This window comes from Bradyrhizobium jicamae (assembly GCF_018130695.1).
In the GTDB taxonomy this organism is placed as follows: domain Bacteria; phylum Pseudomonadota; class Alphaproteobacteria; order Rhizobiales; family Xanthobacteraceae; genus Bradyrhizobium; species Bradyrhizobium jicamae_B.
In genome coordinates this window covers 1-9230 of record NZ_JAFCJX010000061.1, presented here as the reverse complement: position 1 = coordinate 9230, position 9230 = coordinate 1, and the positions used below count along the sequence as shown (strand labels likewise).

At 61.4% G+C, this 9230-nt stretch carries 10 protein-coding genes; 7 read left to right on the top strand and 3 right to left on the bottom strand.

Annotation, left to right across the window (positions count from 1 at the left end; translation table 11 throughout):
* Positions 1–880 precede the first annotated feature (880 nt).
* The 4 genes from JQ604_RS41280 (at position 881) to JQ604_RS41265 (ending at position 4298) form a co-directional block, all read left to right on the top strand.
* A complete protein-coding gene (locus JQ604_RS41280; RefSeq protein WP_212366513.1) occupies positions 881–1855 on the top strand; it encodes a hypothetical protein in 975 nt (324 codons plus the stop codon).
* Positions 1856–1914: 59 nt separating this feature from the next.
* Positions 1915–2877 (top strand): hypothetical protein, encoded by a 963-nt coding sequence (locus JQ604_RS41275; RefSeq protein ID WP_212366512.1) that lies wholly within the window; start codon positions 1915–1917, stop codon positions 2875–2877.
* 764 nt (positions 2878–3641) lie between these two features.
* Positions 3642–4013, top strand: a complete 372-nt coding sequence (locus JQ604_RS41270) for a DUF4118 domain-containing protein (protein ID WP_212366511.1) — start codon at positions 3642–3644, stop codon at positions 4011–4013.
* Between the two features lie 54 nt (positions 4014–4067).
* Positions 4068–4298, top strand: coding sequence for a hypothetical protein (locus JQ604_RS41265; protein ID WP_212366510.1), 231 nt, complete (start codon positions 4068–4070; stop codon positions 4296–4298).
* A gap of 10 nt (positions 4299–4308) precedes the next feature.
* Here the strand turns inward: JQ604_RS41265 and JQ604_RS41260 are convergent, their stop codons facing one another.
* The gene (locus tag JQ604_RS41260) at positions 4309–4449 is read right to left on the bottom strand and encodes a hypothetical protein (RefSeq protein WP_212366509.1); all 141 of its coding nucleotides are present in this window, start codon (positions 4447–4449) and stop codon (positions 4309–4311) included.
* 243 nt (positions 4450–4692) lie between these two features.
* Here JQ604_RS41260 and JQ604_RS41255 point away from each other — a divergent pair, with 243 nt between their 5' ends.
* Positions 4693–4914 (top strand): hypothetical protein, encoded by a 222-nt coding sequence (locus JQ604_RS41255; protein WP_212366508.1) that lies wholly within the window; start codon positions 4693–4695, stop codon positions 4912–4914.
* 297 nt (positions 4915–5211) lie between these two features.
* Here JQ604_RS41255 and JQ604_RS41250 read toward each other — a convergent pair whose 3' ends face one another.
* Positions 5212–5727: a hypothetical protein gene (locus tag JQ604_RS41250; RefSeq protein ID WP_212366507.1), complete on the bottom strand. Its 516-nt coding sequence runs from the start codon at positions 5725–5727 to the stop codon at positions 5212–5214.
* A gap of 51 nt (positions 5728–5778) precedes the next feature.
* Entirely contained in the window at positions 5779–7326 is a 1548-nt protein-coding gene (locus JQ604_RS41245) for an acetolactate synthase large subunit (RefSeq protein WP_212366506.1), read from the bottom strand.
* Positions 7327–7549: 223 nt separating this feature from the next.
* On the opposite strand from JQ604_RS41245, the gene JQ604_RS41240 reads away from it, so the two are divergent.
* The gene (locus JQ604_RS41240; RefSeq protein WP_212366505.1) at positions 7550–8152 is read left to right on the top strand and encodes a L,D-transpeptidase; all 603 of its coding nucleotides are present in this window, start codon (positions 7550–7552) and stop codon (positions 8150–8152) included.
* 90 nt (positions 8153–8242) lie between these two features.
* Positions 8243–9049 carry a DUF2927 domain-containing protein gene (locus JQ604_RS41235; protein WP_212366504.1) on the top strand — a complete coding sequence of 269 codons (807 nt, stop codon included), beginning with the start codon at positions 8243–8245 and terminating at the stop codon, positions 9047–9049.
* The last annotated feature ends 181 nt before the right edge of the window (positions 9050–9230 follow it).

The following is a 9230-nucleotide window of genomic DNA, read 5'->3' as shown; positions in this document are numbered from 1 at the left end:
ACCTTAAAGCTAGACTTAAGGTCAAATCCTCGGGCCGCCTCTCAAACTACACAAGGCGGCCGACGCCGGAGGGATACGCGGCTGGCTCGAGCTACACGAAAGCGGGACCTACGTGCGGATCCTGCAGGCCGGCGCGGACCTGTTCGCGTGACGTGGTCTCGGCAGTTCGACACACCGATCGAACTGCCGAGGAGGCCCCTCAGCACGCTCAGGGAAGCCGCAGAATACATCCAGGCCCTGTGCCCAGGGCCGAGCAAACCCTACCCCACTGGCAAACCGCCGTTCAGCACCTGATCTATGCTGCAGAGAGATCGGAGGCCTGGGTTATGCTGGCGCGGATCGCGATGCTCAAGGCGCTGCACCACGGACAGCCGGACGAGCCCCCGGCGCCGCGACGGAAAGCTGTCAGGAAGAACCGGATCATCTCATGACCGAGCGCTGCCCCACATGTGACGGAGGCGGATGAGTTTGCGAGAACCATCCGGACCGACCATGGCAGGGAGATCGGGCCTGCACCTGCGGCGGCGCCGGCATGCCCTGCCCTGTCTGTAACCAAGCCGATGAAGGTGAGACACCGCGGCTCCCACGCGGCTTCCGGACCGAGTTCGATAAGGGCGGTTGGCCGCACTAACCGCGAACGACTTCAGGGGGAATCAAAAGATGATGGATGGCGAGCCCTGGCGCCATGACCAGACCAATCAGGCATAGTCTCGAAACAACGCGACCGGCCCCATCGGGTCATGAGGCGCGGCCTGCCAGTTAGAGCTACTCCCATTGCTCTCAGGACGGCCCGTAGATCTACGGATTGCAATCAACTCCTGGTTCCATCCCACTATCTCGAAAATTCAAAAAATCAAACCCGCATTGCCCGGAGGATGAAATGCGTTTCGTCTTTGTCCTTATCGCATGCGCTATTGCAGCTCTTTCATCAGCCAAGGCGCAAAACCTTCACAGCTGGGTCTCTGCACAAGGGAACGATTCGAGCGCCTGCACCATGGCTGCTCCCTGCGCGACCTTTTCAGGAGCGTATCAAAAGACAAATGCGGGTGGCGAAGTCAGCTGTTTGAATTCTGGAGCCTTCGGCGGAGTGTTTATACAAAAATCCATTACATTCGATTGCAGCGCGGTTCACGCCGAAATCGGATTAAACACTCCTAACTTTGGTTCGCTGTTCTCTGTCCAGATCGCACCGACTGACACCGTTATTCTTAGGGGCTTGGATTTGGATTGTGCGGCCTACAGCAATGCAACTGCGTTCCAGTGTATTTCGATGGCTGGCCCCGGTCTCCTCATCGTCGATCACGTCAAGCTTAGCAACTCTTCGGTGACGACGGGCAGCATAAGCGGATTAGATATCGTTCCCTATCAAGGGGTAGCCAAAGTCGTTGTCACGGATAGCATATTTGTGCGGAACGGAGGTCCTAGTGGTGGCGCCGGCATCAGAGCGGCGCCAACCTCGTCCGGAGGCGCGCAGGTCACTATCAATCGGGTCGTCGTTTCCGGAAATACATTCGGCATTGCGTTCGACACCTCGCAATCGGGGCAGCAAGGCATCAATGCCACAGTCAGCAACAGTACAATAACCAGCAATGCGAACGACGCGATCGTAGCAACAACCAGTTCTAGCGGTGGCCCAATAGGCGTCACTGTTAGACATTCTGCACTAACGAATAACGGATATGGTATTCGATCGATCGGCTCGGGCGTCACCGTTCGGGCAGACGGCAACGCAGTAATTGGTAACAACATCGGCGTTTCAGCCATCAGTGGAGGCGCACTCTTAACGGCTGGAAACAACATCGTCCAAGTGAATGGGTCCAATGGCAGTTTTTCCGGACCTGTGCCACTTAACTGAGATGCAGACGACTGGCGCTCGATAGACTTTTTTTCGAGATAGTTTCTTGGGAGGCGGACATGCGGTTTGTCTTAGTCTTCACGATGTTCTTTTTTGCGGGCTTATCCTCGACAAAAGCGCAGAATCTCCACAGCTGGGTTTCGCCGCAAGGAAGTGACGGCAACGCCTGTACCGCGGCTTCACCGTGTCTAACGTTCTCGGGAGCGCTTCAGAAAACAAATGCAGGCGGCGAAATTGGCTGCTCGACATCGGGGTATTACGGCCCCGTGTACATCACGAAATCGATAACCATAGACTGCAGTGCTGTTCACGCGGAGATCAGTCAAAATTCCTTTCCAGGTGGAATTCAAGTCGCGATAGCCGCATCCGATACCGTCGTGCTTAGAGGCTTAGACTTGGATTGTGCCTACTTAAGTGGACAGGGTTCTATTCCGTGTATTGCCCTCGATAGCTCAGGAACTCTCATCGTTGACCACGTCAAGGTCAGTGGCTCGATCGGCTCCAGTCCTCTGTATAGCGGCTTATGGGTCAGCAATAACTCAGCAGGGTTGGCCAAGGTGGTCGTGACTGACAGCATCTTTGTTCACAATGGCGGCTCGACGACTGGAGCGGGCATACTGATCAGGCCAATCAGCGCCGGAGGCGTCCAAGTCAGCATCGACCGGGTCACCGTGGCCGGCAACACATTTGGAATTGCGTTCGACACATCGCAGACACAAGCGGGAATAAACGCGACGGTGAGCAACAGCACCGTATCGAGCAACACCAACGATGCGATCGTAGCAGCGAATGGCAACGGACCAATCGGTGTTACCATCAGAAACTCGCAATTAATCAACAATGGTTTTGGCACGCGTTCGATCGGCACCGGCGCTACTGTTCGTGTCGAGAACACGGCGATAATTGGGAACAGCGTAGGAATTTCTGCTCTGAGCGGCGGAACTCTTTTGACGGCTGGAAATAATCTTGTTCAAGCGAATGGAACGAACGGAACATTCACCGGTGGCGTTCCGCTGAACTGATTTCAGAAGCGAAGCCCTAGCGATCGGCGCCGCCGCCGGCAGACTGGCGGAAAGGCGCTTGCTGCTCCTCGCCTTTCCACCCCAACACGCGATCACCACGTCCGCCCAGGCTGCGTTTTCGATGATTAGCGAACTCTCCGCGCCCGGATGATGGCGCTACCTTGATTGGTGCTGACAGTGAATATGCTTTGGATGACCGCCCAAACCTGCGTCGTAGTCGCGTTGGCGACTGATATACGATACGGGGCGATGTTTACATTGACCGTGGTTGCTCCATCAAAAACCGTGGCGGGAATCTGAGTTTGGTTCAGTCTGCCGAGGTTGCCGGAGATTGTCGCCGATGCGGTTCCCAGCGATACAAGGTACTTGGTAACGCTGGTCGTATTGGCGGGGAAAAACCCGCGGTTATATCAACGTCCCAATCGCCAGCTGTTAGCGTAGGAGTTGACCTGGTTCTGGACGAGAGACCTTTCTGCGGTCTCTCGTTCACGCGTATTCATCTGAAGCCACGCGTAAGGCCTTGATGTGCCTGTCGAAGGCTGCGTGCTGACCCGGCCCCCGGCGTGCGAGCCCCTTCCAGGTTGGCACCTCCCGCAACGCAACAAGGGCTTGGGGTGTTGCTACCCCTGGATAACCCGGTCCGCGGGGTTCCAAGACTGACAACGTCGAGCAAGCACACCGGAAAAATCCGGAGGCGGTACAGGCTTTTATTTGCGTTCCGTCTCGGCTAGTTTCGCGGGAACTCGCGGGGGCGGGGACGTTTGATGCGCAAGAGTAACGACTACATCTTGAGCCTGCGGCCGTGGTCGATGTCCACGTTTGTCGCAGCGCTGCTGGCAGTCGCGTTGGCCAGCACGATGCAGGAAGTGCTGGCCAGCTTCGGCACGCGCTTCTATTTCGCCGGCTTTGTTCCGGCGATCCTGATTGCCAGCCTGCTGGGCGGTGCGCCGGCGGGCATCTTCGCGACGGTCATCTCGATTCCCATCGTGTGGTGGGCATTCATCCCGCCCTATTTCGCGTTCGAGTGGCCGACGCCGCAGGACTACGACAGCTTCTCGACCTTCGTGCTGGCAAGCTCGCTGATGATCTGCTTCTCGCAGCTTTATCGGGAAGCCATTGGCCTGTTGCGCAGATGAATGCGCGCCGGCGCGACCCGCGCGCCGGACAGATCGTTGCGGGGACGGGCTTCGATGACGCCGCAGAAACTCGTGGTGATGCTGAGCACGCTGGTTGGTGGCGCGGTCGGTCTGTTTGCGCCGATCGGCGTGGTCAAATGGATCATGCGGACCGAGCCGGAGGATGCCGGCATCCTGACGCTGTTCTTCCTTCCGGTCTGGTTTGTGGTCGTGGTGCTCGGCCTCGTGGCCGGCCGCAAGCTCGGCCTGCTCGCCAGCGGCGGCGAACGCCTGTTGCAGAGATAGCAGGCCGTCTTCAGATCCCGAGCATCCAGACCGCCGCGATGGCGGCCAGCGTGATGACGCCGCTGATGGCCCAGCCGGCAGCGTAGGAAGCCTCTTCATGGCCGGTGCCGAACATGGCGTCGGTCGTTTCCGTCTCTGATCGCCAGCGCATGCCGCGTCTCCTCGGAACTCCTCCCCGGGCGACAACGTGGTGCCGGGTTCCCGGTTCCATCATGGCGCGCGTGATTGGAGTTGGCAACAACTTGCATCACCCCCGCGGCCCATCCGAACGCGAGAGCATCCTGCGCCGCGACGTCGGTCACGCACGGCTCACGGACAACTGATGACGGCGGCGGAACGGAATGCACGTGCTTCCGTTGAGGCGCGCCGGAAAACATCTCGGGAGATTCATCCGATGCGAAAACTGATCCTCGCCGCCTCTGCGCTCGCTTTCCTGTCCTCGACCGCGTTTGCGCAAACCACCGCGCCCGCCCCGCCAAGCGGCGACGCCGCGGCCAAGAGCGACACGGCCAAGGACACGGCCAAGGCGGCGCCGAAGAAGAAGACCAAGACCGCCAAGGCCGCGACCAAGAAATCGAGCGCGACAAAATCGGGCGAGGATGCGACCAAGCAATAACGCGAAACAGCATGCGCTGCTCGATCACGCAAAAGGCCGCCCCGAGGGCGGCCTTTTCACGCTGCGGAATGTTAATCATTCCCGAGATGAGTGCGGAGGGGGAGCGAAAGTGAAGTTGGAGCCAGCAATCGGCACCGCCATGGGAACGTACTGAAAAAGACCACCAGCTCCGGTTATTGCTCCACCTGCCGCGTGTCTGGTTTTGGCGCGAGCGCCTGCGCGATGCATGATCCAAACGGGCTATTGCATTGCAATGCCCGTAGTAATCCGCAGTAGACTTAATGCTGAGAGCGCGTGTCATTCCGATGACAATCCGCATTCCCGCAAGCGTTCGGCGAACCAGATCGATTGCTGGCGTTCGACGACGCCGCCGACATAGACCTCGGAAAAACTCACGCCCTTGCGCGCCAGGATCACCAGCACGCCGATCCAGTAGGCGAACCAGACATGCGGGTCGGTCAGCGCCTGCAGCTTGTGCTGATCGTGCTCGAGCGACTGGTGGTTGCTGTCCTTGCGCGCCTCGATCGCCATCAGATTGTTCGGGATCTCGCGCTGGTGCACGACGATATCGGGATAGATCGATTTGCCGAGATGATCGTCGGTCGAGATCACCGTGCCATGCGGCAGCCGCAGCGTGCGCTCGCCGAGCCGGTCGTAGTTGCAATCGACCTGCCAGCCGGTGAACTGCTTCTCGACGTAGACCGCGAGGCGATGCGTGAGCGCGCGCTCACCGAGATCGCGCTCGAGCAGGAACGTCTCCTGCGCGTAGAATTCCTGCACGGCGGCGATCACCTTGTTCAGCTCGGTCTGCATCAGGCCTCCGACTGAGATGGCGCCGCCGCCGCGGCATGTCCAGCGAGCGTTCTACATCCGCACTTCGATCAGGCGCGGACCCGGCTCGGCGATCGCTTCCGCGAGCGCCTTGTTGAACTCGTCCGCCGTCGTCACCGCCCTGCCCGGCACGCCCATGCTCTTCGCCATCCCGACGAAGTCGAGCGTCGGATTGTCGATCTTCAGCATGTCCTGCGCGCGCTTGCCGGGCTCGCCGGCGCCGACACCGTCGAACTCGCCGCGCAGGATCTGGTAGATGCGATTGGCGAACACGATGGTGACGACGTTGAGCCCCTCGCGCGCCTGCGTCCACAGGGACTGGATGGTGTACATCGCACTGCCGTCGCCAACCATGCAGATCACCTTGCGATCCGGACAGGCCACTGCCGCGCCGGTCGCAACCGGCGTCGAGAAGCCGATCGAGCCGCCCATGTTCTGCAGCCAGTCGTGTGGTGCTGCCGCCGCGGTCGGCGGGAAGAAGCCGCGCCCCGTCGTGACTGATTCATCGACCATGATCGCGTTCTCGGGGATCGCGCACGCGATCGCCTGCGCGATGCTGGTGTGATTGAGCGCGCCGGTCGGCTTCACCAGTTCCTGCAGCGCTTGCGGCTTGACGTCGGCAGGCTTCGCATGAACGGCGCCGGCGAGCGCCTCCAGTGCCGCGACCGAATTCTCGCCCCACGCCGTCATGCGATGCACCTCGCAACCTTCGGCCTTCAGCATACTCGGCTTGTTCGGATAGGCGAAGAAGGCAACGGGATCGTTGGCCTCGACCAGGACAATATGACGAAAATTTTTCAGGATCGGCACCGCCAGCTCGATCACATAGGGAATGCGGTTGATCGAGAAGCGGCCGGCGCCGCGCGCCATCCGCGGGTGAAAGGTCTGGCCCATCACGGTGCAGCCGGTCTTGCCGGCGATCCGCTCGGCGAGCGCCAGCCCCTGCGCGGTCAGCGCACCGCCGGTGACCAGCAGCAGCGTATGCGCGGCATCGCCGTGCAGGATTTTTGCCGCGCCCTCGACCGCCTGCGGCGAATAGCTCGGGCGCTGCGCCTCGTGCGGCACCTCGGCGATGCCATCGGCCTCGTTCCAGGCGGTGTCGGCCGGCAGGATCAGGGTTGCGATCTGCGGCGGCGCGCTCCGGGCGGCGGCGATCGCGGCCGCGCCGTCGGCGGCGACGGATTTGGCATCCGGCGAGGTCCGCACCCAGGACGACATCGGCCGCGCCAGCCCTTCGATGTCCGACGTCAGCGGCGCGTTGTAGCCGATGTGATAGGTCGCGTGCTGGCCGACGATGTTGACGATGCCGGAATGCGCCTTCTTGGCGTTGTGCAGATTGGCGAGGCCGTTGGCGAGGCCGGGACCGAGATGCAGCAAGGTCGAGGCGGGCGTGCCCTTCATGCGGAAGTAGCCGTCGGCAGCTCCCGTCACCACGCCCTCGAACAGGCCGAGCACACAGCGCATGCCCGGCACCTTGTCGAGCGCGGCGACGAAATGCATCTCCGAGGTGCCGGGGTTGGTGAAACAGACATCGACGCCGCCTGCGACCAATGTCCGCACCAGGCTTTCCGCACCATTCATGGCCTCTCTCCCGCTCAGAGATGTTGTTCGATTGGTATCCCGATCAACCATTGTTCGTCCGTTTCGTCAAAGGCTGGGCCCGACAGGGCAGCCATCGCGTTTGAAGTGTTGCCTTTTTTAACCGCCGGCACACGAAAATGCCGCGGTCACGCGCTCGTCGCTTGCGAAGCGGCGGCATTTGTGGCCTGTCTGACGGCATATTTGATTTTTCGCGAGGACGACCATGCTCCGCCAATCCACTTTGACGTCGGCTGCTTTGACCTCCGTTGCAGTGACGTTTGCCGCGCTCGCCATGCTGGCCACCGCAGGCCAGGCGCGCGCCGAAGGCTGGGACTCCCGCGACATCATGGGCGGCGGCCCGAACTTCTTCGGCAGCGGCGCGAGCTCGATCCCGCGCACCACCGTGATGTACCCGACCAATTACGCGCCCGGCACCATCGTCGTGAACACCGGCGAGCGCCGGCTCTATCTGGTGCTGCCGAACGGCCAGGCGTTGCGCTACGGCATCGGCGTCGGCCGCGACGGCTTCCGCTGGAGCGGCACCCACCGCATCACCGCCAAGAAGGAATGGCCGGCCTGGACGCCGCCGTCGCAGATGATCGCCCGTCGGCCCGACCTGCCGCGCCACATGAAGGGCGGCATCGAGAACCCGCTCGGCGCGCGCGCGATGTATCTTGGCTCGACGCTCTACCGAATCCACGGCTCGAACGAGCCGGAGACGATCGGCCAGGCGGTCTCCTCGGGCTGCTTTCGCATGACCAATGACGACGTCACCGACCTCTACGGCCGCGTCTCGGTCGGCACCACGGTCGTCGTGAAGAACTGATATCGATTCGCCGGAACCCGGCGCGACCAAAGCGCCGGCATGACTGAAGTAGACTTGCCTCGGCGCAAGCATTGCGGCAGCGTCGCTCGAATGCGCCGAAATCTCCAGTTCCTGCCTTTCATCGCGGTGAGCCTCGCCGCGATCCTGCTCGACGGCGTCGTGCCGCTGGCCGCTTTTGCCGGCGAGATTCCGGCGATCACCCAGCGCCAACGCACCGAGAGGAGGACTTTTACAGACACCGAGATCGTCGAGGGATTTTTCAAGACCGCGTTCGGCGCCGAGTACCATCTCGCCGGCCGGGTCGACCGCATCCGCAAATATGACGGCCCGGTGCGGGTGTTCGCCGACGGCAACCGCAACGACCGCAAGGCGCAGCTCGCCAGGATCGTCACCGACATCGCCGGCAAGGTGCAGCACCTCAACATCGCGATGACCGACGATAACGAGGCCGCCAACGTGCTGGTCAAGCTGGTGCGCGACCGCGACCTCTACCGCACCATCACCAGCTTCTACGGCAGCGAGCGCGCCCGCGAGATCCGCTCCTCGCTCGACCCGCAATGCCTGTCCGGCTTCCGCAAGAACGAGAACTACGAGATCGAGCATTCCGACGTGATCCTCACCGTCGACAATGGCGACTTCGTCTTCCTCGACTGCGCCTATGAGGAGCTGCTGCAGTCGCTCGGCCCGATCAACGACACCGCCACGGTGCCGTGGACCATGTTCAACGACAACGTCTCGATGGGCTATTTCGACGTCTACGACCAATATTTGCTCAATCTGCTCTACGACCCCCGCATCAAGGCCGGCATGACCGTGCCTGAGGTGAAGGCCGTGCTGCCCGACGTGCTCGCCGATGTGCGGGCCTGGGTGAGGAAGGTGAATAATCTGGCGGAGTGAGGTGGTCCGCGCGCTTTCGCGCATGCCGGTCGCGTAGGGTGGGCGCGCTTGCGCCGTGCCCACCATTCCCGGCGTGCTCGTGATGGTGGGCACGTCGCTACGCTCCTTTGCCCACCCTCATATGGGGATTTGTGAGTCAAGGCCCTTCGATTGGCTTGAGTGAGGTTGGTACGGTGCGAGG